This window comes from Affinundibacterium baiyunense (genome assembly GCF_018139645.1).
GTDB lineage: Bacteria > Pseudomonadota > Gammaproteobacteria > Burkholderiales > Burkholderiaceae_D > Undibacterium > Undibacterium baiyunense.
Genome location: NZ_JAGSPM010000001.1, coordinates 84,264 through 107,842, shown reverse-complemented (window position 1 = coordinate 107,842; position 23,579 = coordinate 84,264). Strand labels below are relative to the sequence as shown.

Annotated in this window: 20 protein-coding genes and 1 tRNA gene; 8 read left to right on the top strand and 13 right to left on the bottom strand. The window is 45.1% G+C overall.

The annotated features are described in order from the left end of the window. Nucleotides 1–295: 295 nt before the first annotated feature. From KDM92_RS00480 to KDM92_RS00465, 4 genes are all read left to right on the top strand, one after another. Complete coding sequence (locus KDM92_RS00480) at nucleotides 296–1,960, top strand: RHS repeat-associated core domain-containing protein (protein ID WP_212682523.1); 1,665 nt, start codon at nucleotides 296–298, stop codon at nucleotides 1,958–1,960. Then, nucleotides 1,957–2,688 carry a hypothetical protein gene (locus KDM92_RS00475; protein WP_212682522.1) on the top strand — a complete coding sequence of 244 codons (732 nt, stop codon included), beginning with the start codon at nucleotides 1,957–1,959 and terminating at the stop codon, nucleotides 2,686–2,688. The genes KDM92_RS00480 and KDM92_RS00475 overlap by 4 nt, the downstream gene beginning before the upstream one ends. A 154-nt stretch (nucleotides 2,689–2,842) precedes the next feature. Further along, nucleotides 2,843–4,807, top strand: coding sequence for an RHS repeat-associated core domain-containing protein (locus tag KDM92_RS00470; RefSeq protein ID WP_212682521.1), 1,965 nt, complete (start codon nucleotides 2,843–2,845; stop codon nucleotides 4,805–4,807). Nucleotides 4,808–5,697: 890 nt separating this feature from the next. Beyond that, entirely contained in the window at nucleotides 5,698–5,979 is a 282-nt protein-coding gene (locus tag KDM92_RS00465; protein WP_212682520.1) for a hypothetical protein, read from the top strand. Nucleotides 5,980–6,259: 280 nt separating this feature from the next. Here the strand turns inward: KDM92_RS00465 and KDM92_RS00460 are convergent. The 5 genes from KDM92_RS00460 to KDM92_RS00440 all read right to left on the bottom strand — a co-directional run bounded on the left by KDM92_RS00460 (nucleotide 6,260) and on the right by KDM92_RS00440 (nucleotide 11,569). Next, nucleotides 6,260–6,336 (bottom strand) — tRNA-Arg (locus tag KDM92_RS00460). Nucleotides 6,337–6,446: 110 nt separating this feature from the next. Continuing rightward, nucleotides 6,447–7,784, bottom strand: a complete 1,338-nt coding sequence (gene glmM, locus KDM92_RS00455) for a phosphoglucosamine mutase (RefSeq protein WP_212682519.1) — start codon at nucleotides 7,782–7,784, stop codon at nucleotides 6,447–6,449. A gap of 53 nt (nucleotides 7,785–7,837) precedes the next feature. Then, nucleotides 7,838–8,734 carry a dihydropteroate synthase gene (gene folP / locus KDM92_RS00450; protein WP_212682518.1) on the bottom strand — a complete coding sequence of 299 codons (897 nt, stop codon included), beginning with the start codon at nucleotides 8,732–8,734 and terminating at the stop codon, nucleotides 7,838–7,840. 111 nt (nucleotides 8,735–8,845) lie between these two features. Continuing rightward, entirely contained in the window at nucleotides 8,846–10,726 is a 1,881-nt protein-coding gene (ftsH, locus tag KDM92_RS00445; RefSeq protein ID WP_212682966.1) for an ATP-dependent zinc metalloprotease FtsH, read from the bottom strand. A 198-nt stretch (nucleotides 10,727–10,924) separates the two neighbouring features. Beyond that, nucleotides 10,925–11,569 carry an RlmE family RNA methyltransferase gene (locus KDM92_RS00440; protein ID WP_212682517.1) on the bottom strand — a complete coding sequence of 215 codons (645 nt, stop codon included), beginning with the start codon at nucleotides 11,567–11,569 and terminating at the stop codon, nucleotides 10,925–10,927. A gap of 32 nt (nucleotides 11,570–11,601) precedes the next feature. Here KDM92_RS00440 and KDM92_RS00435 point away from each other — a divergent pair, with 32 nt between their 5' ends. Beyond that, entirely contained in the window at nucleotides 11,602–12,108 is a 507-nt protein-coding gene (locus KDM92_RS00435; protein WP_212682516.1) for a YhbY family RNA-binding protein, read from the top strand. A 117-nt stretch (nucleotides 12,109–12,225) separates the two neighbouring features. On the opposite strand, the gene greA is transcribed toward KDM92_RS00435, so the two are convergent. The 4 genes from greA to KDM92_RS00415 form a co-directional block, all read right to left on the bottom strand. Then, entirely contained in the window at nucleotides 12,226–12,702 is a 477-nt protein-coding gene (gene greA, locus KDM92_RS00430) for a transcription elongation factor GreA (protein ID WP_212673867.1), read from the bottom strand. A 167-nt stretch (nucleotides 12,703–12,869) separates the two neighbouring features. After that, nucleotides 12,870–16,088: a carbamoyl-phosphate synthase large subunit gene (gene carB, locus KDM92_RS00425; RefSeq protein ID WP_212682515.1), complete on the bottom strand. Its 3,219-nt coding sequence runs from the start codon at nucleotides 16,086–16,088 to the stop codon at nucleotides 12,870–12,872. After that, entirely contained in the window at nucleotides 16,081–17,298 is a 1,218-nt protein-coding gene (gene carA, locus KDM92_RS00420; protein ID WP_212682514.1) for a glutamine-hydrolyzing carbamoyl-phosphate synthase small subunit, read from the bottom strand. Before carA ends, carB begins: the two co-directional genes overlap by 8 nt. 154 nt (nucleotides 17,299–17,452) lie before the next feature. Next, entirely contained in the window at nucleotides 17,453–17,632 is a 180-nt protein-coding gene (locus tag KDM92_RS00415) for a hypothetical protein (RefSeq protein WP_212682513.1), read from the bottom strand. A 13-nt stretch (nucleotides 17,633–17,645) separates the two neighbouring features. Between KDM92_RS00415 and rsxB the strand changes: the two genes are divergently transcribed. Together rsxB and nth are read left to right on the top strand one after the other, a co-directional pair. Continuing rightward, the gene (gene rsxB, locus KDM92_RS00410) at nucleotides 17,646–18,302 is read left to right on the top strand and encodes an electron transport complex subunit RsxB (RefSeq protein WP_212682512.1); all 657 of its coding nucleotides are present in this window, start codon (nucleotides 17,646–17,648) and stop codon (nucleotides 18,300–18,302) included. A gap of 51 nt (nucleotides 18,303–18,353) precedes the next feature. Further along, entirely contained in the window at nucleotides 18,354–19,001 is a 648-nt protein-coding gene (nth, locus tag KDM92_RS00405) for an endonuclease III (protein WP_212682511.1), read from the top strand. 64 nt (nucleotides 19,002–19,065) lie between these two features. Here the strand turns inward: nth and KDM92_RS00400 are convergent, their stop codons facing one another. Next, the gene (locus tag KDM92_RS00400; RefSeq protein WP_212682510.1) at nucleotides 19,066–19,650 is read right to left on the bottom strand and encodes a malonic semialdehyde reductase; all 585 of its coding nucleotides are present in this window, start codon (nucleotides 19,648–19,650) and stop codon (nucleotides 19,066–19,068) included. Between the two features lie 144 nt (nucleotides 19,651–19,794). Between KDM92_RS00400 and KDM92_RS00395 the strand changes: the two genes are divergently transcribed. Beyond that, nucleotides 19,795–20,226: a DUF1841 family protein gene (locus KDM92_RS00395; protein WP_212682509.1), complete on the top strand. Its 432-nt coding sequence runs from the start codon at nucleotides 19,795–19,797 to the stop codon at nucleotides 20,224–20,226. Nucleotides 20,227–20,292: 66 nt separating this feature from the next. Here the strand turns inward: KDM92_RS00395 and KDM92_RS00390 are convergent, their stop codons facing one another. From KDM92_RS00390 to KDM92_RS00380, 3 genes are read right to left on the bottom strand one after another with little or no spacing between them, the layout of a single operon-like run. Further along, complete coding sequence (locus KDM92_RS00390) at nucleotides 20,293–21,840, bottom strand: DegQ family serine endoprotease (protein ID WP_212682508.1); 1,548 nt, start codon at nucleotides 21,838–21,840, stop codon at nucleotides 20,293–20,295. Nucleotides 21,841–21,870: 30 nt separating this feature from the next. Then, a complete protein-coding gene (locus KDM92_RS00385) occupies nucleotides 21,871–22,908 on the bottom strand; it encodes a MucB/RseB C-terminal domain-containing protein (protein ID WP_230408099.1) in 1,038 nt (345 codons plus the stop codon). Continuing rightward, nucleotides 22,877–23,521 (bottom strand): sigma-E factor negative regulatory protein, encoded by a 645-nt coding sequence (locus tag KDM92_RS00380; RefSeq protein ID WP_212682507.1) that lies wholly within the window; start codon nucleotides 23,519–23,521, stop codon nucleotides 22,877–22,879. Before KDM92_RS00380 ends, KDM92_RS00385 begins: the two co-directional genes overlap by 32 nt. Between the last annotated feature and the right edge of the window lie 58 nt (nucleotides 23,522–23,579).

The following is a 23,579-nucleotide window of genomic DNA, read 5'->3' as shown; positions in this document are numbered from 1 at the left end:
CAACGATTTTGAATTTAAAATCATGTATAAAAAAAGGATCGTCGACAAAGTCGACGATCCTTTTTTTCTATGAACTTGGCACGTCGGGACGGATTCGAGCGGTTATCCATGGTAAGAGTTGATTTAAACACAAAATCCCAATTCTCAAGCCTTTAATCCCCCCTCTTAAGAATATCAATTCTCTACGTGACACTTAATATGCAATTAGGTGCATATTTAGATTCAACGATTATCGTGATCCAAAGCTCATTAACCTGTTGTTGGTTATGGTCATCAATAGTTATGAATTGTAAATTTGGCGGATTGCACCTTAAGCAACACAGGACAAACAGCGGCGAGCAGCATCAGCTACAGCAGCATTGCAGGCGTGAGTATCACAGGCCAAGTCAGTAGCTGTGCCGCCAACAGCACTTGCGGCAACATCACCTTAACCACCGCTACCGCTGCTGGCAATTACACAGGTACCTATACAGCTACCCCCAATGCCGGCACAGCTGCGACCAGAGCCATCAACATGACGGTTGCATCAGCAGGTGCAGCAGTACTCAATCTCAGTAATTGCACCAGCACCAATAACACCACTAGCCCTACCCCTGCAAGTAGCACCTGTACCCTCAGCAACACAGGACCAACGGCAGTCAGCAGCATCAGCTACACCGCCCCTGCAGGTACCACAGCCAGTGGGCCGACAGGCAGTTGTGCCGCCAACAGTACCTGCGGCAATGTTACGGTCACCACCAACACCGCAGCAGGCAACTACACAGGCAACTTAACGGTCACGCCCAATACAGGCACAGCCGCAGTGACTGGTATCAACCTCACGGTGAATACAGCTGCAGGTGCCCCCACTCTGAGTCTACTCAGCTGTACCAGCAACAACTTCACCACGACACCCAACAAAGCGAGCACGACTTGCAGCCACAAGAACACAGGTACCGTTGCCATTAGCAGCATCAGCTACAGCACGCTGGCTGGGATGAGCACGACTGGTCCGACGGGAGCATGTGCCGCCAATACCGTTTGCGGCACAGTCGTTGTGAGTACAGGAACTACAGCAGGCAACTACACAGGCACACTCAGTATCAGTAGCGTACCAGCAGCAAGCAGTGCGACAAATCTTGCGATTGATTTAACAGTCAATGGCGCCAATGCAGAAACGGTGACTTACCTCCACACCGATGGCTTAGGCAGTCCAGTCGCCAAAACCAATGCTAGTGGCGTTCGGATTAAACAAACGAAGTATGAAGCTTATGGAATGACCGTTGCAGGTACTGACAAACCGACGATAGGATTTACAGGTCACTACAACGACAGTGATACAGAATTGACGTATATGCAGCAGCGGTACTATGATCCTGTGGCGGGTAGATTTCTGAGTGAAGATCCTGTGCTCACGGACAGTAACACTGGTGCTAGTTTCAACAGGTACGTGTACGCTAACAATAATCCTTATCGTTTTATTGATCCTGATGGGCGCGACAGTGCGATGTTTTACGGCACAAATCCTAGCTATCAGATGTCTGATCCTTGTCATGGGGATGCAACATGTTCAGGCAGAGTATTGACGACAATGGCAGTGGCCTATGGTGGCGGCATTGTTGCTTTAGCCCGAAGCATCATCATGGGTGCTGCTCGTGAAACTTTTAAAGAAGCTACCAGTCGAGGGAAAGCTTCGGAGGAAAAAGTTTTATCAGAAATGGGCTTGAAGAAAAATACTGAGTCAGTTAGTACTGCAGAAGGAAAATCAATTCCTGATGGAATGACTGCGACAAAATCTGTCGAAATTAAAGACGCGGCATGTGTTGCATGTACTAAGCAAGTACGTATCCAAACCGAGGCAGCTAAAGCATCTGGTAAAGAATCAGTCTTAGTTACAGGTCAGAAAACTCATGTAACTAAACCCGCAGAGAAAGCGTTTGATCGAATTATTAGACGCGATGATTTAGGACCGCAAAAATGATCTCAGCAAATATTTATTTTTTTAATGATAGCAATTCTCTGATGTTGGTGAATTGCCTACTGCAATTACCTGAATCGATTCGACCTTTATACTTTTCTGATTCTGATAGAAAAATACCTCGTAAAAATCTGTTATCCGATCTCGAAAAATTTCAAGAATTTGCTTTGGAAAATAAAACTGGTTTTTTTTTGCATTCACGAAATGGTGCGTTATTTAATATCACAATAAGATCGATTCAATATTCTGAAATTTCAATGGATTTGACTGATGTCCGATTGAGTAATCTCATACCTGATTTCTTTTTATGTTTAGCAGTCCTCAATCCGTTTTTTGGATATGCATGCGATATAAATGAATATGAGCATAGAAACAGATATTTTAAAAAAATTGGACATAATAATATTGAAGATTGGCTAGGAAGAGACTTGAATAAATATCTTCCAGGTTTATATTGGCATACATTGCTTTCCAGTGCGGCTATTGAGCGGTATAGACTGCCGTTTGATCAGCTTATATCTGAAGCAAAGCGGGTAATATCAGTGAATAGTAATTCATTGCATGAACTGGTTTTTTATGACGATGCCACTGAGTGGCGAGAAAATGTCGATAAATTGGATGTGATATGTAAAAATACAGAGAACATTTTTTCGATTCGGTCAGTTGAGGCGCTATTAGAAAAGGCCGATAATTTTGACGACTATGATGAGTTAGTGAGTCGATGGCGTTAAAGGCATGGGGTCTTAAAGGCCGTAAGACGTAAGGAGCTGGTAAGGTGCAATTGGCTTCATCTATTGCACCATCTCAACCGTTGATTTACTCGGAAGATAAAGAAGAAGCTAAGTGTAACAATTCGCTTGTCACACGCATTGCAAGCCGTGCAGAATGATTGATCAGGCGCACGGAGCAGGACAAACAGCAGCGAGTAGCATCAGCTACAGCAGCATCGCAGGAATCAGTATCACAGGCCAAGTTAGTAGCTGTGCCGCTAACAGCACCTGCGCCAACATCACCCTCACTACAGGCACCGCAGCAGGCAATTACGCCGGCACCTATACTGCGACACCCAATACGGGCACAGCCGCCAGCACCAGCATCAACCTCACCGTCAATGCGGCAGCCACGCCACCGGCATTAAGCTTTAGTTGCTCAGGTGGTGCCAGCACCACCAGCCCAACACCAGCTGTCACCACCTGCATCCTCAGCAACACAGGACAAACAGCAGCGAGCAGCATCAGCTACAGCAGCATTGCAGGCGTAAGTATCACAGGCCAAGTCAGTAGCTGTGCCGCCAACAGCACTTGCGGCAACATCACCTTAACCACCGCTACCACCGCAGGCAATTACGCAGGTACTTATACAGCTACCCCCAATGCCGGCACAGCTGCGACCAGAGCCATCAACATGACGGTTGCATCAGCAGGTGCGGCAGTACTCAATCTCAGTAATTGCACCAGCACCAATAACACCACTAGCCCTACCCCTGCAAGTAGCACCTGTACCCTCAGCAACACAGGACCAACGGCAGTCAGCAGCATCAGCTACACCGCCCCTGCAGGTACCACAGCCAGTGGGCCGACAGGCAGTTGTGCCGCCAACAGTACCTGCGGCAATGTTACGGTCACCACCAACACCGCAGCAGGCAACTACACAGGCAACTTAACGGTCACGCCCAATACAGGCACAGCCGCAGTGACTGGTATCAACCTCACGGTGAATACAGCTGCAGGTGCCCCCACTCTGAGTCTACTCAGCTGTACCAGCAACAACTTCACCACGACACCCAACAAAGCGAGCACGACTTGCAGCCACAAGAACACAGGTACCGTTGCCATTAGCAGCATCAGCTACAGCACGCTGGCTGGGATGAGCACGACTGGTCCGACGGGAGCATGTGCCGCCAATACCGTTTGCGGCACAGTCGTTGTGAGTACAGGAACTACAGCAGGCAACTACACAGGCACACTCAGTATCAGTAGCGTACCAGCAGCAAGCAGTGCGACAAATCTTGCGATTGATTTAACAGTCAATGGCGCCAATGCAGAAACGGTGACTTACCTCCACACCGATGGCTTAGGCAGTCCAGTCGCCAAAACCAATGCTAGTGGCGTTCGGATTAAACAAACGAAGTATGAAGCTTATGGAATGACCGTTGCAGGTACTGACAAACCGACGATAGGATTTACAGGTCACTACAACGACAGTGATACAGAATTGACGTATATGCAGCAGCGGTACTATGATCCCGTCGCGGGGCGGTTTCTCTCCACTGATCCTGTACTCACCGACAACAATAATGGCGCTAGTTTTAATCGGTATACTTATGCACTCAACAATCCGTATAAGTATATTGATCCTGATGGTAGGCAAAGTTGTAACTTAGACGAGCCATATAAAGCACCGCATACTGAGGTAACTAAAGTGCTAAAAACAATTGTAAGTGCTATCAAAGAAAATGTAGCTCCAGTACCGATCTCGGGAAGTGGCGCTAACAAAACACAGGTTAACGTTGGCCCGATAGAGGTTTCGCATACGGTTAAAGAAGATAAATCGAGTTCCACATTTGTTGGAGTAAGGGCTCCAAGTTTGGCAATCCAAAATGTTACTGAGGGGCAAGCCAAAATTGGGGATATAAGCGGCCTTACAGTCAAGGCTTCAACTGCGGCAGGTGTGGGTAAGTTTGGCGTGACGACAAGCCTAGCAGTATCCACGGGGAATGGAACGCACAGCGGTGGCGTTCAAGCTGCATTTGGTATGGCTCGCTCTTCCAATAACTTTGTCTTTGGAATAGTAGCACCAGGTCCAGCAGTTGGCTGGACGTTTAAACATGATGCTCCAGTCCAACCTTAACTTGATTAATATAGAGGTGTGAAATGTCATGTCGTGTCATAACTGGTTCTTGGATTTTCTTCTTATTTCTTCTTTTGGTTTCTGGATTTTTCTCGTATTTAATTTTCATGAAATTTTGCAATTCAGTTGCAACATTGCAAAGACGAGAGGCAGAATATCATTCGAATGACACTAATGACGATGTTGGGACTAACGATTTTGTTCGTGAGCAATATGAAAGAATTTCCAACGGCAGATTTGATGATATTAATAATCGTGAGTTGGTGTCGCTCGGATGGAAGATTCGACGGTGGTTTGGTATTCAAATATTTATTTTAATTATATTGATCGGATTTGGTATCTGGATTCAGTCAGTTGGTTGTTTCTAAGACCCGTAGTCCGAGTAGCGTGGGCAAGATTTTTTGCCCACGCGGATACTCTCGGCAAATGGAGAAAAACCTTACTCCACAAACTGCTTGTCACAGTCCTTGCGATCCGTGCAGAGAATTTGATTAGACACACGGGGCAAGGAGTGCGCCAAGCTAGCGATATGCGACGCTAAATGATCGCGGCTTCGAAGAGCAAAGACCCTAAACAGAAAGCACAAAGCGCACTCGTGCCTCGTTTGCCGCTGCGCTATGCCAGTAGTCAGAGAAGTGCTACGCAAGTTCAAAAGCGAAGTCAAAAGCACAGCCATTACGGGGGAAATCGCTACGCGATGTTCACATAACACCCGCTATGCAAAATTGGCCCAGTCGTTACGCTGCGCTTCACTTAGTGGTTCAATCTCGCATAACGAACATTATGTCTTACGCTCCGCCACGTCTGCCAAGCTATGTTTGTGCGCTTCGATGCGCAAGGATTTAGTCAGAGGTATTCCTGTGAAATATGTGCCATAAGAGAAAGTGAATATGTCTAATTTAAGATATGTTGAAAATGGAAGCACTGTCGAATGGATAGACAAGGAAACACTTAAATATTCTAAGGATGGCTTCCAAGTTCTAATTTGGGTTGATTTTGAACCCGGTTTTTTTAAGCGAGGAAGGATTGTAAGATTGTCTTCAATGGAAAAATGGAATGAAGCGAATGACCCAAATGATTTGATTATTAGCGCTGTGGCTAAAGACGAAATTCTTACTGCACTTGATCAATATTTTAATTTGCGAAATGAAAAATGGAGAATTGAAGAATAAATCGCGTAAGGCAGAGTGAATTTATAAGAATGAAATTGACGCGCCCTACTAGCAAAACGATTCGCTTTGAATGCCAAGTTATTCATCGCGGCTCACTTTTTGCATTACATATAGTGTGAGAGCAGTGCCGTGGATAACTCTCTTCAAGTGCTGACGGTAATGGCAAGACTGTAGGTCGCAAGGAATTGAAAAGGCTTAAAGGGTTAAACCAACAAATAAAAAAAGCCAACCATAATAGGTTGGCTAAATTAATTTAGTCGATTGATTATAAACGCTTTCTTGGCGCGTCGGGAGGGGTTCGAACCCCCGACCCATGCCTTAGAAGGGCATTGCTCTATCCAACTGAGCTACCGACGCACACGCATTTTTAGCTGCTTACTAATGCAAGAAACCACCAAAAATCAGAAGGCTAAATATTACAGTGTATCGCTACTAACATCAAGAATGATTAGCCGAAAAGGGCGAATTTAGCTGATGCAATCGGCAAGTCGACGAGCCATTTTATTTGCTAGTTCTGCGTTTGAAGTCTCTACCATCACACGAATTAATGGCTCGGTTCCAGATGCACGAATTAGGACGCGTCCCTGCCCTGCTAATTCTTGTTCGACCACAGATTTTTCTGCGACCAATGCGGCATTACTTTGCCAATCAAAACCTGGCTTGACTCTTACATTGATCAACACTTGAGGGAATAAATGAAGATTTTCAAAACATTGATCTAGTGACTTGCCATTACGTTTTAATGCAGACAATACCTGTAGCGCCGAAACGATGCCGTCGCCAGTGGTATGTTTATCCAAACAAAGCAAATGTCCAGAACCTTCACCACCCAATAACCAACCTTGCTGAAGCATTTGTTCTAGCACGTAACGGTCACCAACTTTAGCTCGAATAAACCCAACCCCAAGTTCCTTAAACGCGAGTTCAACTGCCATATTGGTCATCAATGTACCGACGGCACCAGCGACTGGACCGATCGCCATGCGATCTAAAACCATGAGGTAAAGGAGTTGATCACCATCATAGATTTTGCCAAATTTATCCACCATGACTAAGCGATCAGCATCGCCATCAAGAGCGATCCCTAAATCCGCATGGTTAGCACGCACAGCCAATGCCAAAGCATCCGGTGCAGTTGCACCGACCCGATCATTAATATTAAAACCATTCGGCTGATTGCCAATCGCGATTACCTCTGCACCCAGCTCATGGAATACATGAGGAGCGATGTCGTACGCAGCACCATGCGCGCAATCGACAACAATTTTCAGACCACGCAAATCAAGTTCGTTCGGATAGGTGCTTTTGCAAAACTCGATATAACGACCATTTGCATCATCTAGACGTTTCGCTTTACCTAGTTTGTCTGAACTGACACATTGCATATCACGATCGAGCTCAGCTTCGATCGCAAGTTCGATATCGTCTGGCAGTTTGGTGCCTTGCGCGGAAAAGAACTTAATGCCATTATCATCGTAAGGATTATGTGATGCGGAAATAACCACGCCAGCTGACAAACGCAGAGCACGCGTCAAATATGCAATCGCAGGTGTTGGCATAGGGCCAGACAACATAATATCGACACCAGCCGCAGCAAATCCTGCTTCTAATGCCGCCTCCAACATATAGCCCGATACGCGCGTATCTTTGCCAATGAGAACGGTAGGACGCGAACCTGAAGATGCATCCGTTTGCGCCAACACTTTGCCCGCCGCATAGCCAAGACGCATCACGAAATCAGGTGTAATTGGACCAACACCAACCTTGCCACGAATGCCATCTGTACCGAAATATTTACGAGACATGTTTTCCCTCTCTTATTGTTTTTGTCGTGTATTAAAACTAAAGATGACTGTACTTAAATTTGTGTCATTGCACTTGTTTTACTAAAAGTATGTGCTGCATGCCACACACGAATTGCATCGACTGTTTCAGCAACATCATGCACTCGAACGATTCGTGCACCCTGTGCCATTGCTGCAAGTGCTGCAGCCAAACTGCCCGCCATACGACGTTCAATCGGCTTCTCGGTAATTGCGCCAATCATGGTCTTACGCGACATACCTGCTAACAACGGAATCCCCAATTCATCTTGCATTAAACCGATATTTTGCAACAGCTGCATATTATGTTCTAGTGTCTTGCCAAATCCAAAGCCAGGGTCGATTGTCAACCGATTTTTTTCTACACCTGCGTCTATTAGTTGATCACAACGCTCCCGTAAAAACCCAATAATTTCCTGCGTTACGTCTTGATAGCTTGGCTGCAATTGCATGGTATCGGGAGACTTCTGCATGTGCATGACACATAAACCAACATCACTATCGGCAACTGCCTTACGTGACTCTGGCGAGGCGAAACCCCGAATATCATTGATCATGTCAGCACCGGCAATGATTGCTTCCCGCATCACTTCTGGTTTGTAAGTATCAATTGATATCGGTTTGCCGCAATCGCGCAAAGCATAAACTAGCGGGATGACGCGCTTCAATTCTTCTTCTACCGGAAGTGGATTCGCTCCTGGTCGGCTCGATTCACCACCAATATCAATGATATCCACACCATCTTCGATCATCTGCTCCGCGTGAGTGATCGCGTGATCCAAGGATTGGAATTTGCCACCGTCCGAAAACGAGTCTGGAGTGACATTTAAGATACCCATCACCAAAGGTTTAAAAACTGTTTTGCTTGATCCTGTATTCTGCACTTTCATTGGAAAGCGATAACGACCGCACTCAAAATAAGTATTCAACATAAATCTGTGGCTCTAAAAATGAAGGGTGAGGATTTCTCCTCACCCCTCTATTGCTCTGTAATCGAATTAAGTTAGTCTAACCAAATATGACTTAATCTGACTCAGTTTGAATTAGGCAGGTGCAGTTGCATTCGGTGTCACGCCACCTGGCGGAGTATCCGAAGGTGATTTTGGCGCAGCTGTAAATGACTTTGGTGGCTGAGGCTCAACACCTTTCATGATGTCATTGATTTGTTCTGCATCAATCGTTTCCCACTCCAGCAATGCCTTTGTCATCGCTTCGACTTTATCACGGTTTTGCTCTAACAATTGGCGAGAAATCGCATACTGCGCATCGAGAATGGCGCGAATTTCCGCATCCACTTTCTGTTGTGTCGCTTCAGAAATCGTTTTAGATGAACCACCAAAATAGCCGCTATCTTGATTGTCTTCATAAACCATCACGCCCAAGCTATCGGACATACCAAAACGGGTTACCATCGCACGTGCCAACTTGGTCGCACGCGAAAAATCGTTAGAAGCACCGGTCGACATCTGACCGACAAAGATCTCTTCAGCAATTCGACCACCAAATAAAATCGCGATCTCTTCCAACATTTTATCTTTGTAGCCACTAATTTGATCATGCTCTGGTAATTGCCATGTCAAACCTAATGCATTACCGCGCGGCATAATCGTCACTTTGTGAACTGGATCTGCTTTCGGCAATAATTTGGCGACGACAGCGTGACCAGACTCGTGGTAAGCCGTATTGCGTCGTTCATCTTCACGCATCACCATAGACTTACGTTCAGGTCCCATGTAGATCTTGTCTTTCGCATCCTCAAAATCCAACATTTCAACCAAACGTTTGTTACGACGTGCAGCAAATAAAGCAGACTCGTTTACCAAATTAGCTAAGTCAGCACCTGAGAAGCCTGGCGTTCCACGTGCCAAAATATCAGCACGTACATCTGGAGCGATTGGTACTTTACGCATGTGTACGTTCAAGATTTGTTCGCGACCACGAATATCTGGCAAGCCTACAGTAACTTGACGATCGAAACGACCTGGACGCAACAATGCTTTATCGAGTACATCAGAGCGGTTCGTCGCAGCAATCACGATCACGCCGGAATTTGGCTCAAAGCCATCCATCTCAACCAGCATCTGGTTCAAGGTTTGCTCGCGCTCGTCATTACCACCGCCCATACCAGCGCCACGATGGCGACCTACAGCATCAATCTCATCAATGAAAATGATACATGGTGAATGTTTTTTCGCGTTATCAAACATATCGCGTACACGAGATGCACCGACACCAACAAACATCTCAACGAAATCTGAACCTGAAATAGTAAAGAAGGGAACCTTCGCTTCACCCGCGATAGCACGTGCTAACAGCGTTTTACCAGTACCTGGAGGACCAACCATCAAAACACCACGTGGAATGCGTCCACCGAGTTTCTGGAATTTGCTTGGGTCTTTTAAGAAATCAACGACTTCACTAACTTCTTCCTTGGCTTCATCGCAGCCTGCGACGTCAGCAAAAGTGACATGGTTATTCGTTTCATCTAGCATGCGCGCTTTTGATTTACCGAATGAAAACGCGCCACCTTTGCCACCACCTTGCATCTGACGCATAAAGAAAATCCATACGCCAATTAGCAATAACATTGGTCCATAAGAAATCAGGATTTGCCCTAATAATGATGGCTCTTCTGGTGGTTTGCTATCGAATTTAATTCCGTTATCAACTAAGTCTTTAGCCAAGCCCTTATCAAAGATCGTCAACTGTGCTTTGATTTTCTTGTCATCAATCGTGGTAGCAACAACCGTGCGATTGCTATCATCAATTACTGCCTCTTTGATGCGTTTTGCGCGCACTTCATCGAGAAATTGAGAATAAGGAATCGTCACTGCATTGGCAGCGAGATTCTTACTATCAAATTTATTGAACACCATAAAGAGCACTAAGAGCACCGCGCCCCACATTGCAATTTTGGTTAACATTGAATTATTCACAAAAACTCCTCAGGTGCTTCATGCGCACAAAAAGTCGCAAGAAAAATATTTGGCGATCTTTACTACCCACTCAAGCAAACATTCTACTCGCATTAAATACAGCTTGCTGAACAAGATATGCTGGCGTGATTGACAATTATCAAGGGCAAAACAATCAAATTATTCTCAAATTTCGCGCTATTTTACTCAATTCGGATTTTTTAAGCCTTTTCCAAGCAAAAATATCTCCGCAGATTTATCTTTGCTCGCTTTAGGCTTTTTATTGGTAACAGTTTTGAACTCGTTTTTAAACAAGGTAACTAGCGTATTGTAGCTAGGGCCGTGAAAACATTTGACGAGCAAAGCGCCATTCGGTTTCAAATGGGCTTTGGCAAACTCAACCGCTAATTCAATAATATACTCGACTCGCGCGGCGTCAACCGTCGAGTTACCAGAGAGATTGGGTGCCATATCCGACAAAACGACGTCGACTCTTTTTCCTTGTAATTTTGATTCCAACTGAGACAATACCTCTTCTTCTCGAAAATCACCTTGAATAAAGTCAACATCGGCAATCGGTTCCATTGGCAATAAATCAAGCGCATAGATCTCACCATTGATGCCACCGCCCTCTTTCCCCGCCAATTTATGACGCGTATATTGCGACCACCCACCTGGAGTTGCGCCTAAGTCGACAATCACCTGACCACTTTTGATCAGTTTTTCAGTCTCGTCAATTTCTTTGAGTTTATAAACGGCACGTGATCGGTAGCCTTCTTTTTGTGCTAATTTCACATAAGGATCATTAATATGATCGTGAACCCAATTTTGATTGAATTTATTCTTGGCCATTGGCGTAAAATACTGCTTTTAAAGGAATTTATATGTCAAACGACGCAACAACTAAAAAAATCAAGCCAAAATCAAAACTCACTCCCGCGGAACGCAGTGAATTACGCGCAGAAGCACATGGTTTGAAACCTATCGTCATTATCGGCGAAGCTGGCTTAACGCCCGCTGTCATGAAGGAAATCGATGCCAGCCTGAATTCTCATGGGTTAATCAAAGTACGTGTCTTTGGTGATGATCGTGAAGCACGCGTAACGATGTACGAAACAATTTGCGCAGAACTTGGTGCTGAACCTGTTCAACATATTGGCAAATTATTGGTGATCTATCGCCCTAAATTGGACGGTGTCAAAGAAACCAAATTTGTCAAACGTGGAAAAGGTTTGCGCGAAGTAACGATTGTGAAGCCTAGCGCAAGTGGCACAAAAAAACCATCTGTTTCTAAAGTCTTAGTTAAAGGTAATGAACGTGTCACTCAAGGTGGTTCCATTAAACGCGCGAAACCGCGTCAATCTAGCGTCAAAAAATCGATCAAAGCGTAATTCTTACTCGACTTGTTCAGCCACTTTGGTCGCTAAAAAAGAGGGGCGCTAATTGCGCGCCCCATTCTTGCTTTACCTAGAATTGCTTGCTTCAAAAACCTGCTTCAAAACAGATCATTAGATGTAAAGCACTTCCAAAATTTCGTATTCGCGAACACCGGCTGGCGCTTGCACACCAACCACATCACCTGCGTACTTACCTATCAAAGCACGCGCAATTGGCGAAGTAATCGATACCTTGTTCAATTTTAAATCAGCTTCGTCTTCACCAACGATCTGGTATTGTACTTTTTGACCGTTTTCCAAATCTTCAAGCTGTACCGTTGAAGCAAACACAACGCGTCCTTCTGCATCCAATTCTGTTGGATCAATAATTTGCGCGGCGCTTAATTTGCTATCTAATTCAGCAATACGGCCTTCGATAAATGCCTGACGCTCTTTCGCTGCGTCGTATTCGGCATTTTCTGACAAGTCACCTTGTGCGCGTGCTTCAGCAATCGCATTAATCACCTCTGGGCGATCTTTGGTTTTGAGCTTGTGCAATTCTTGCTTGAGCAATTCTGCGCCAAATTTAGTGAGAGGGATTGTACTCATAGCTATCTACATTATTCAAAAAAGGTGGGATTTCCCACGTTAACAATTCAAGATGGTTTGCCATCAAGCCTAAAACTAGAGAGGTCACAAGAACAATGATAGCTCATTGTTAATTGTGACCTCTCAGAATGCGAATTTCCTTTTATTGGATATTCGCAGGGTTTCGCTTAGTGTAAAGACTTATGCAGACCTTGTAAATCATAGACATGCAATTCATTGAGATGACGCATCCCTTCCACTGCAGCTTCAGCTCCCGCAATCGTTGTAATGGTCGTTGCTCCCGATGCCAAAGCGGAAACACGAATCGAGCGAGAATCGGCAATCGCATTGCGCTTCTCTTCCACCGTGTTGATGACCATCACTACTTCGCGGTTTTTCAACAAATCAACCACGTGTGGGCGCCCTTCTGCCACTTTATTCACAGGCGCGCAAGCAATGCCAGCAGCAGAAATTGCCGCTGCCGTACCTTTGGTCGCGACCAGTTCAAAGCCCATTGCAACCAAGTTCTTCGCAATATTGATCGCACGTGGTTTGTCTGCGTTTTTAACGGTCAAGAATACCTTACCAGACTTCGGCAATTTCGTTCCCGCACCTAATTGCGACTTCACAAAAGCTTCGCCGAAGGTCTTACCAACCCCCATCACCTCGCCGGTCGATTTCATCTCTGGTCCGAGAATGGTATCCACGCCTGGGAATTTCACAAATGGGAATACCGCTTCTTTGACGCTGAAATAACTTGGAACCACTTCTTTGTAAATTCCTTGCGAGTCCAAAGATTGACCAACCATACAACGCGCAGCGATTTTTGCCAATTGCAAACCAGTCACCTTTGACACATAAGGCACGGTACGTGAAGCACGTGGATTCACTTCTAACACGTACACCACATCTTCGCCGTCTTTTTGTTGAATTGCGAACTGAACGTTCATCAAACCAACAACATTCAAGCCCTTCGCCATCAAACTCGTTTGACGTTTCAATTCGTCGATCGTCGCTTGCTTTAAAGAGTATGGTGGTAATGAACAGGCAGAGTCACCAGAGTGCACACCCGCTTGCTCGATATGCTCCATCACACCACCGATGAAAGTACGCGTGCCATCCGACAAGCAATCAACGTCAACTTCAATCGCATCATTCAAGAAACGATCTAGCAATACGGGGGAGTCGTGTGAAACCTTGACTGCCTCACGCATATAGCGCTCAAGGTCACGTTGCTCGTGCACGATTTCCATCGCACGACCACCCAACACATAGGAAGGGCGAACGACGAGTGGATAACCAATTTCTTGCGCCAAAGTAATGGCTTCATCTTCGGTGCGCGCAGTACGATTTGGCGGTTGACGCAAGCCCAACTCATGCAACATTTTTTGGAAGCGTTCACGATCTTCTGCAGCGTCAATCATGTCAGGTGAAGTACCGACGATAGGCACGCCATTCGCCTCTAATTCCAAAGCCAATTTCAATGGTGTTTGACCACCATATTGCACGATCACGCCAACTGGTTTTTCCAAATCAACGATTTCTAACACGTCTTCCAAGGTCAACGGCTCGAAGTACAAACGATCAGAAGTGTCATAGTCAGTTGAAACGGTTTCTGGATTACAGTTCACCATAATCGTTTCGTAGCCGTCGTCACGCATTGCAAACGCAGCGTGTACACAGCAATAATCGAACTCAATACCTTGACCGATACGATTTGGACCACCACCTAAAACGATAATCTTTTTCTTATCGCTTGGTGCAGATTCACACTCATCTTCATAGGTGGAATACATATACGCGGTCTTCGTCGCAAATTCACCAGCACACGTATCGACGCGTTTGTACACTGGACGCACGTTCAAAACTTTACGTTTTTCACGGACTGCTGTGCCTGTTGTTTTCAACAACTTAGCCAAACGACGATCTGAGAAACCTTTTTTCTTCAGCTTCAATAACAGATCTTTATCGATGCCATCCAGGCTTTGCGTTTCCAACCACAATTCGATATCGACGATATCTTTAATTTGCACCAAGAACCAAGGATCAATATGGGTCAACTGATGCACTTCTTCCAGAGAAAAACCTTGTGCAAATGCATCGCCCACGTACCAAATACGATCCGGACCAGGCGCGCCCAATTCCTTCTCTAACACTTCACGGTCTGTCGTTTTTTCATTCATACCATCCACGCCCACTTCCAAACCGCGCAAAGCTTTTTGGAAAGACTCTTGGAAGGTGCGACCAATCGCCATCACTTCACCAACTGACTTCATTTGCGTCGTTAAACGATTGTCGGCTTGTGGGAATTTTTCGAATGCGAAACGGGGAATCTTCGTCACAACATAATCGATCGACGGCTCGAAAGATGCTGGCGTTTGACCGCCTGTGATCTCATTGCGCAATTCGTCTAAAGTAAAACCAACGGCAAGCTTCGCCGCAATTTTCGCAATTGGGAAACCCGTCGCTTTCGATGCCAATGCCGATGAACGTGAAACACGTGGATTCATTTCAATCACGATCATGCGGCCATCTTTTGGATTAACTGAGAACTGCACGTTCGAACCACCGGTATCGACACCAATTTCACGCAACACCGCCAATGAAGCGTTACGCATGATTTGGTATTCTTTGTCAGTCAAAGTTTGTGCTGGTGCCACCGTGATGGAGTCACCTGTGTGCACACCCATAGGGTCCAGATTTTCGATGGAACAAACGATGATGCAGTTATCCGCTTTGTCGCGCACAACTTCCATTTCGTATTCTTTCCAACCGATCAAAGATTCTTCGATCAACAATTCACTGGTTGGAGATGCTTCCAAGCCACGTTTGCAAATGGTTTCGAACTCTTCTTCGTTATAAGCAATACCACCGCCAGTGCCACCCATCGTGAACGAAGGACGAATAATCACAGGGAAACCGATGCGTTTTTGCACTTCCCAAGATTCATCCATGGTATGTGCTACACCAGAGCGCGCAGAACCTAAACCGATCTTGGTCATCGCGTCTTTAAACTTGGAGCGATCTTCAGCCTTATCGATCGCCTCAGGCGTTGCGCCGATTAATTCACATTTGTACTTTTCTAAGACACCATGACGGTGCAGATCCAGCGCACAATTCAAAGCTGTTTGACCACCCATCGTTGGCAAGATAGCATCTGGGCGCTCTTTATCAATAATGCGCTCCAACACTTGCCAAGTGATAGGCTCGATGTAAGTGACATCCGCCATATCTGGATCTGTCATGATGGTAGCAGGATTGCTATTGACCAAAATAACTTTGTAACCTTCTTCACGCAAGGCTTTACAAGCTTGTGCACCGGAATAATCGAACTCACAAGCCTGACCAATAATGATAGGGCCCGCGCCGATAATTAAAATACTTTTTATGTCTATACGCTTAGGCATTTTTGTTCTTCTCCAACTTCGCGGTCTTCATCAAATTCGTAAAACGGTCAAACAGGTAGGCAATATCATGCGGACCTGGCGATGCTTCAGGATGACCTTGGAAGCAAAATGCTGGCTTGTCAGTACGCGCAAAACCTTGCAAAGAGCCGTCAAACAAAGACACATGCGTAACGCGGCAATTGTCTGGCAACGATGCAGCATCGACTGCAAAACCGTGATTTTGTGAAGTGATCAACACTTGCTTAGTATCGAGATCTTGCACAGGATGGTTAGCACCATGGTGACCAAACTTCATCTTCAAAGTTTTTGCGCCAGAAGCCAAAGCCATAATTTGATGGCCCAAGCAAATACCAAAAGTAGGAATGCCTTTTTCAATCAATTCCTTTGCTGCTGCAATCGCGTAATCACATGGTTCTGGGTCGCCAGGACCGTTCGATAAAAATACACCATCAGGATTCAAGGCCAACACTTCAGCCGCGCTTGACTGCGCTGGCAGAACTGTTACTTTGCAACCGCGCTCAGCCAACATACGCAAAATATTACGTTTGACGCCGAAGTCAAAAGCAACCACATGGAATTCTGGTTTGCTTAAAGTGCCATAGCCTTGACCGAGTTTCCACTCAGCTTCTGTCCATTCGTAAGACTTCGAAACAGAAACCACTTTCGCCAAATCCATACCAGCCAATCCTGGGAAAGATTTTGCTAACTCAAGTGCTTTTGTCGCATCCGAGCCCACCAAAATCGCACCGCCTTGCGCTCCTTTTTCGCGCAAAATGCGTGTCAACTTACGTGTATCGATACCAGCAATAGCAACGATGTTTTGCGATTTTAAGTAATCAGATAAAGATTGTTCCGAGCGGAAATTAGAAACCAACATAGGCAGGTCTTTAATGATCAAACCTGCAGCATGAATTTTGTCTGACTCAACGTCTTCCGAATTCACACCTGTGTTACCAATATGCGGATAAGTCAAGGTGACGATTTGGGAGCTATAACTTGGATCAGTCAAAATTTCTTGATAACCAGTCATAGAAGTATTGAAAACAACTTCACCGATCGTGTGACCGGATGCACCAATCGATACACCAGTAAATATCGTGCCATCAACGAGGGCAAGAATGGCGATGGAATCGGGATTGGAACTTAGGGACTGCGGAATGGGCAGCAAGGGCAACTCCTGTAGTGTTGTCGCCGTTGCGCGCCCAAACATCGATCGTTACTTGCTGTTCTCTGAACTTCGCCTTGAATATCAAAGCGCTATCCGGAGAATGAGGAACAATCAAAGTAGAGAGTGATTTTTTGGATATGCGCTACGACGAGATTTGAATAAGCTAAACCCTCGAATTATAGCGCAATAAGCCTCCTCAGGCAATCGCAGAATCATTGCTTGCCAGCATCTTACTAGCTTTATGGCAAGATTGACGCTTATTCAGGTAATTAAAAGAACCAAACTCAAATTGACTTTTCTTTCTCTGAGCGGGCAAATCAAACAGGAATTGTCCGACTAAGTCTTTCAGCGGATAATAGCGAGCTTTATCGCTCACCCATTATCTCGTCGTGACACTTTCACTCGCTGATCAAATCAATCATTTATTACCGCAAACACAATGCACCAAATGTGGCTACCCTGCCTGCCAAGACTATGCCTTGGCCATTGCTGGCGAACAAGCATTGCACAATCAATGCCCACCAGGTGGACAAGATGGTATCAAAAAGATTGCACTCTTACTCAACAAACAAGTCTTGCCCTTAAATCCGAATAACGGCACTGAAAAACCAAGAACTGTCGCCTACATTGATGAGGCCACTTGTATAGGTTGCACCCTCTGCATACAAGCATGCCCGGTCGATGCAATTATGGGTGCTAACAAACAAATGCACACTGTCATCCCCGATTTGTGCACGGGTTGCGATTTATGCGTTGCTCCGTGCCCAGTTGACTGCATCAGCATGGAGCCTATCGAAAATACTCAAACTGGATGGCAAGCATGGACTCAACAGCAAGCAGATCACGCCAAACAACGCTATCAACAAAGACAACAACGCCTAATTCGCGAAAAGCGCGAAAATGAAGAACGTCTATTGGCAAAAGCGCATGAAAAGCTCAAACTAATCAATGCGGAAGTCGTGACAACGCCAACGGAGATAAATGAGCTAGAACGCAAAAAACAGGTGATTGCGAATGCTATATTGCGTGCGCAAAATAAAAAATAAAACAGCTAATTTAACGAACCTATTTAACGAGTTCTCCATTTCCAAGCCACCATGAATGCCAATAAACGACTAGAAATTTTCAAACGCTTGCGTGCAGAGAATCCACATCCCACGACCGAGCTTGAGTACACCACACCTTTCGAACTACTGATCGCCGTTTTACTATCCGCGCAAGCGACTGACGTATCCGTCAACAAGGCGACCAAACGACTATATCCCGTTGCGAATACTCCTCAAAAAATATTCGATCTTGGAATTGATGGATTGATCCCATTCATACAAACCATAGGCCTATATAGAACGAAAGCAAAAAATACGATAGAAACCTGCAGAATCATATTAGAGCAACACGGTGGCGAAGTGCCCCGTACTCGTGAAGCTCTTGAAGCCTTGCCCGGTGTTGGTCGAAAAACGGCAAACGTCGTTCTCAACACAGCATTTGGTGAGCCTACCATTGCGGTCGACACGCATATTTTTCGCGTCTCTAATCGGACAGGCATTGCGCCTGGTAAGAATGTCGACATTGTCGAGGAAAAACTACTCAAATTTGTGCCGAATGAATTTAAGCTCGATGCGCACCATTGGCTCATTTTGCATGGTCGCTATACCTGTATCGCTAGGACGCCAAAATGTTGGAATTGCATGATTGCCGATTTATGTGAATTCAAGCAAAAAACGCCCTTACCCGATAAAGTGTAAGAGCGCTTATTGATGGATGTCATTGCTACGTAGCTGCAACTACTTTACCTAGCCAACGGAAAACTTAAATAATTTTGCATGCCTCATCGAAATCGAGACGCGGTGAGCGCGGAAATAATTTTTCTGCGTCACCAAAGCCAAGACTGCACACAAAATTCACTTTAACCGGAGAATCCGCGAAGAAAGTTGCGTTAATTTTATCTGCATCAAAACCAGACATCGGTCCACAATCAAGACCCAAAGCACGTGCCGCCATGATCATATAAGCACCCTGCAAACTTGAATTTCTAAACGCTGTTGCTTCGATATTTGCCTGATTTCCCTCAAACCATGAACGGGCATCAGGTGCATGCGGGAATAATTTAATCAGTTTTTCGTAAAACGCCAAATCCATACCGATAATGACAGTCACGGGCGCTTGACGCGTTTTTTCCGCATTTCCCGCAGACATACAGGCAATCAATTTCTCTTTTTGCTCAGCAGACTTAACGAATACAAAGCGTGCTGGACATGAATTAGCTGAGGTGGGAGCCCATTTCATCGCTTCGTAAATCTGTTGAATTTGCTCATCACCGACGGGTTTATCCTGCCATACATTATGGGTACGTGCGTTCGCAAACAACAGATCTAAAGATTCTTGATTCAACATGATGTCGCCTCTTTCTAAATTTGAAGCCGCGATCATAACCGAAAATCGATTTCACTTCAGCGAAATGCGCCGCACGCTGAAGTACAGAGCAAGGCAATTACCAGTAAAATAGAGAGATTCTACGATTCTTTCATTGCACAAAACATGTTTAATCCAAGTCAAGACGATGTTCGCCGTTTTTTCTGCGAAACCTACCGAAAGTACCATGCAAAAGAAATATTAACGCCATTAGAGACGATTGCGGCCGACTGGATTTCACAACATCCAGAGTACGCTGAAGATTTTCGTGATGTCGAAGCTGCACTACAAAGAAATTACAGCGTCGATTCAGGAAAGACAAATCCTTTTCTTCATTTATCCATGCATTTGACGATCGCAGAGCAAGTCACAATTAATCAACCGCAAGGCGTCAGAGTCGCATATGAAGCTCTAGCACACAAAAAAAATTCCATTCACGAAGCACACCATGAAATGATGGATTGCTTGGGTGAAATGATTTGGAATTCACAACGCAATGGCACACCACCCGATGGCGAGGCCTACTTATCTGCCTTAATGCGCAAAGCGAAACAATAATTTAAATTCTTAAACAAAAAGGCCGCATAGAATTTTCTATGCGGCCTTTTTGTTTGCCAAAATAGATTATTGCGCTAAAGGTCGAATGACTAAGAACTGAGAAATCTCGCCACGACGCACCAACAAGACTACCGCTTTCTTCGGATCTAACTTACTCGCCAAAGCATCGAATTGTTTTGCATCCTTAATGTCGATATTATTCATCATTAAAATCACATCACCTGGACGCAAACCACTGCCTCCAGCCAAGCCTTCAACGCTATCGATCACTACACCATTAGCATTTGGCATATTGCGTTTCTGCGCATCACTCAAATCGGTGACACCAATTCCTAAGTGATTATCCAACTTTTCTTTTTTGGACTTTTTCTCAGCCTTCTGAACAGGCTTATCCGCTTCGGCTTCTCCAACTACTAAGCTAATATCCTTCGCAGCACCTTTACGCCACACCGACACAGTTACCTTAGAGCCAGGTTTGGTCGCACCGACGATACGTGGTAAGTCGCTCCGTTTTTCAAGCGCTGTACCATTAAATTTAAGGATGACGTCACCCTCTTGAATGCCAGCGCGATCCGCCGGCCCATTTGGCTCAACCTTGACGATCAAAGCTCCTTGCGCCTTGCCCAATCCCAAACTTTCGGCAACATCTTTGCTCAAATCACCAACTTCAACGCCCATACGCCCGCGAGAAACAACACCAGAAGTTTTTAACTGTTCAACCACTCGCATTGCTTCATCGATAGGGATCGCAAAAGAGATCCCCATGTAACCGCCAGAACGGCTGTAGATTTGAGAATTAATGCCAACCACCTCACCACGCATATTGATCAATGGTCCACCGGAATTACCTGGATTAACTGCGACATCGGTTTGAATTAAGGGCAAATAGTCACCCGTATCACGTGCCTTTGATGAAATGATTCCCGACGTCACGGTGTTATCCAAATTAAACGGAGAACCAATTGCAATTACCCATTCACCAGCTTTAATTTTGTCAGAATCACCTATTGCTAACTTTGGTAATTTACTGCCCTCGATCTTCAACACGGCTACGTCGGTGCGACGATCACTTCCGATTACCTTCGCTTTAAATTCACGCTTATCGGTTAACTTTACATAGACTTCAGACGCGTCTTCAACCACGTGAGTATTTGTCAAAATATAGCCATCTTGACTGACAATAAATCCTGAGCCGACGCCACGCGGAACTTCTTGCTCTTGTTGCACAGGGGCTTGTCGCCTATTTCTAGGTGCTTGCTGAGGTACCGGAAACCCGAAGAAACGGCGAAGCAATTCCTGCGCTTGGTCTTCATCGCCATAAGGAGAACCCTGAATTTGAGTAATTTTTTGAGTTGTGCGAATATTCACAACGGCTGGACTAGTACGCTCTACCAATTGGGTAAAATCAGGTAAACCCGTTACCAGCAGAGGCGGCGCTGCGGCTGGCTGAGTTTGTGCCGCTGCTGGCGATTGTGGCGCAGCCGCAGCATGTGCGTTGACTTGATTGTTGGAATTTAAAAAGGTGGCAACAGTAAAGACTGATGCACTAATGAGGATTGAGGAAATTAAAATAGAAATGTGTTTTTCAACAGGAAAAGATTTCACTTTTTTCATATTGTCACCATAAATCTGGATTGTGTTGGTCTATTTTTTAAATTGAATTGAATTAATCACTTGTTTAATTGCCGCATTTGGCACTTCCCCAACCACAGTCAACCAACTATCACCAAGACGTTTCCCCATTATCGTCATTGCCCCCTGTTGCAAACTGCCTTCTGTGCGACTACCTGTATTGGGTTCAACGAAAACCGATATTGTCGACAAGCCATCCGAAAACATCATCTGTACAACTTGGTGAGATTTTGTTTGATTTGCATCTGTGCCAGACACATTGCCTGAAATAGGAATGAATCGCTTGGTTTCAAGAGTCTTTTTAAAGCCGCTAGGCAAATTTTTAACATTCCAACCAGAATTGACGTTCGCCTGCACCGTCATATTCTCAATCTTCCATTGCGATACATTGGCAAAACTTGGTTTAAGCTTCGCTTTATCAACTTCACCCAGTGCTATTTGAGTAAAAGCGATTTGCTCGATTACCTCACTGCGCGTATTGAGAGTCTGCAATCCTAGTAAGAGACCAGTGTTCTTTTCCACGCACAAACGGAAACCGTAGCGCAAACTGTCTTTAGGTTGGAAATTAACGACTTGACACTCCAAACCAGCAACACGACTCATTTGCGCTTTTTTGATCGAATAAGAATCGGGCAAAGACTGAACATTTTGATTTAAAAGAGCGGGAAACTCTTCTTGACTCAAATTTTTTTCAATTTGAATCACTTTGCTCTCTGGCAGATAACAAGCAACCTCTCCATCACGCCGAATATATTCTCTAGGTTTCGCATCTAAAATTTCGAGTTTTTCAACTTCTGTATCACCATCAAACCCATGGGTGATTTTGGACGTCCGTATTTGATTTCCCTGTTGATAGACAAAGGTCCCTGAATAACTGGTCTTTTTGGCGGCGAGCTGAACCGACTGCAGCATTTTCATTAGATCGCGTTCTTCGCTGGCACTAGCGTAAGAAATCGTACTAACTAAAGTCAGCAAACTACAGCAAGCAAACAAGAGAATATGCCGAAACCACATACGATTATTTTTCAGAATCAGAAGACGAAACAACATTCGCACGTTGAATATAGCGAGCGCCATTATCTAAGCTCGGAGATACTTTTTGATGTGCTAACAAATAACTATCCAATCGCGGATCCCGCAACATCTCAACTTGATTTTCTAGCTTAGGCGCAAATTCCATATCTTTCGACGTTTGGCCAAGATTCGAATTTGCTGCCATTTTCACGCCAGCACCAGCAAACGGATCAGCTGCTTCTTGCTTCGCAATGGTCATATCAACAGTAGAAGATGAACGCAATAAAGGAATAATTTGCGGCGCCATCAAAAAACCTAGCATCACCGTCGCCGCTACACTAGTGAGCGCCCAATACTTCGTTTTTTGAACTTGAAGTTTCTGAGCCTCAGTGGGCTTGATTTGTGGCGCAACAATGGTAGGCTCTGCTTCCAGCAATGCCGACATCTTCTTAGAAAAATCGGTGCTAAAGGAAATCGCCAAATCATCTGAGCGTAATACATCGCCAATCTCATGATAGCGTTCCCAATGCTCCTTCACCTCAAGACCTTCATTGACCTTCATTCGAGCCAATAGCAAATCCAATTGAGTATCGGACGCTTCTCCATCTAGCACGCTAGAAATAAGTTCGTCATGATTGCTCTTGTTCATCATTTCTTCCTGGTTCAACTTCATTTTTTATAACTTCAAATACCAAATTTATTTTTTT

Excerpts from the sequence above, each read along its gene's own strand:
- glmM (WP_212682519.1), bottom strand. The coding sequence starts at position 7,784 with ATGTCTCGTAAATATTTCGGTACAGATGGCATTCGTGGCAAGGTTGGT.
- carB (WP_212682515.1), bottom strand. The coding sequence starts at position 16,088 with ATGCCTAAGCGTATAGACATAAAAAGTATTTTAATTATCGGCGCGGGC.
- KDM92_RS00390 (WP_212682508.1), bottom strand. The coding sequence starts at position 21,840 with ATGAAAAAAGTGAAATCTTTTCCTGTTGAAAAACACATTTCTATTTTA.
- KDM92_RS00475 (WP_212682522.1), top strand. The coding sequence starts at position 1,957 with ATGATCTCAGCAAATATTTATTTTTTTAATGATAGCAATTCTCTGATG.
- KDM92_RS00385 (WP_230408099.1), bottom strand. The coding sequence starts at position 22,908 with ATGTTGTTTCGTCTTCTGATTCTGAAAAATAATCGTATGTGGTTTCGG.
- ftsH (WP_212682966.1), bottom strand. The coding sequence starts at position 10,726 with ATGTTAACCAAAATTGCAATGTGGGGCGCGGTGCTCTTAGTGCTCTTT.
- KDM92_RS00435 (WP_212682516.1), top strand. The coding sequence starts at position 11,602 with ATGTCAAACGACGCAACAACTAAAAAAATCAAGCCAAAATCAAAACTC.
- KDM92_RS00470 (WP_212682521.1), top strand. The coding sequence starts at position 2,843 with ATGATTGATCAGGCGCACGGAGCAGGACAAACAGCAGCGAGTAGCATC.
- folP (WP_212682518.1), bottom strand. The coding sequence starts at position 8,734 with ATGTTGAATACTTATTTTGAGTGCGGTCGTTATCGCTTTCCAATGAAA.
- KDM92_RS00440 (WP_212682517.1), bottom strand. The coding sequence starts at position 11,569 with ATGGCCAAGAATAAATTCAATCAAAATTGGGTTCACGATCATATTAAT.
- KDM92_RS00380 (WP_212682507.1), bottom strand. The coding sequence starts at position 23,521 with ATGAACAAGAGCAATCATGACGAACTTATTTCTAGCGTGCTAGATGGA.
- KDM92_RS00395 (WP_212682509.1), top strand. The coding sequence starts at position 19,795 with ATGTTTAATCCAAGTCAAGACGATGTTCGCCGTTTTTTCTGCGAAACC.
- KDM92_RS00465 (WP_212682520.1), top strand. The coding sequence starts at position 5,698 with ATGTCTAATTTAAGATATGTTGAAAATGGAAGCACTGTCGAATGGATA.
- KDM92_RS00400 (WP_212682510.1), bottom strand. The coding sequence starts at position 19,650 with ATGTTGAATCAAGAATCTTTAGATCTGTTGTTTGCGAACGCACGTACC.
- carA (WP_212682514.1), bottom strand. The coding sequence starts at position 17,298 with ATGTTTGGGCGCGCAACGGCGACAACACTACAGGAGTTGCCCTTGCTG.
- greA (WP_212673867.1), bottom strand. The coding sequence starts at position 12,702 with ATGAGTACAATCCCTCTCACTAAATTTGGCGCAGAATTGCTCAAGCAA.
- nth (WP_212682511.1), top strand. The coding sequence starts at position 18,354 with ATGAATGCCAATAAACGACTAGAAATTTTCAAACGCTTGCGTGCAGAG.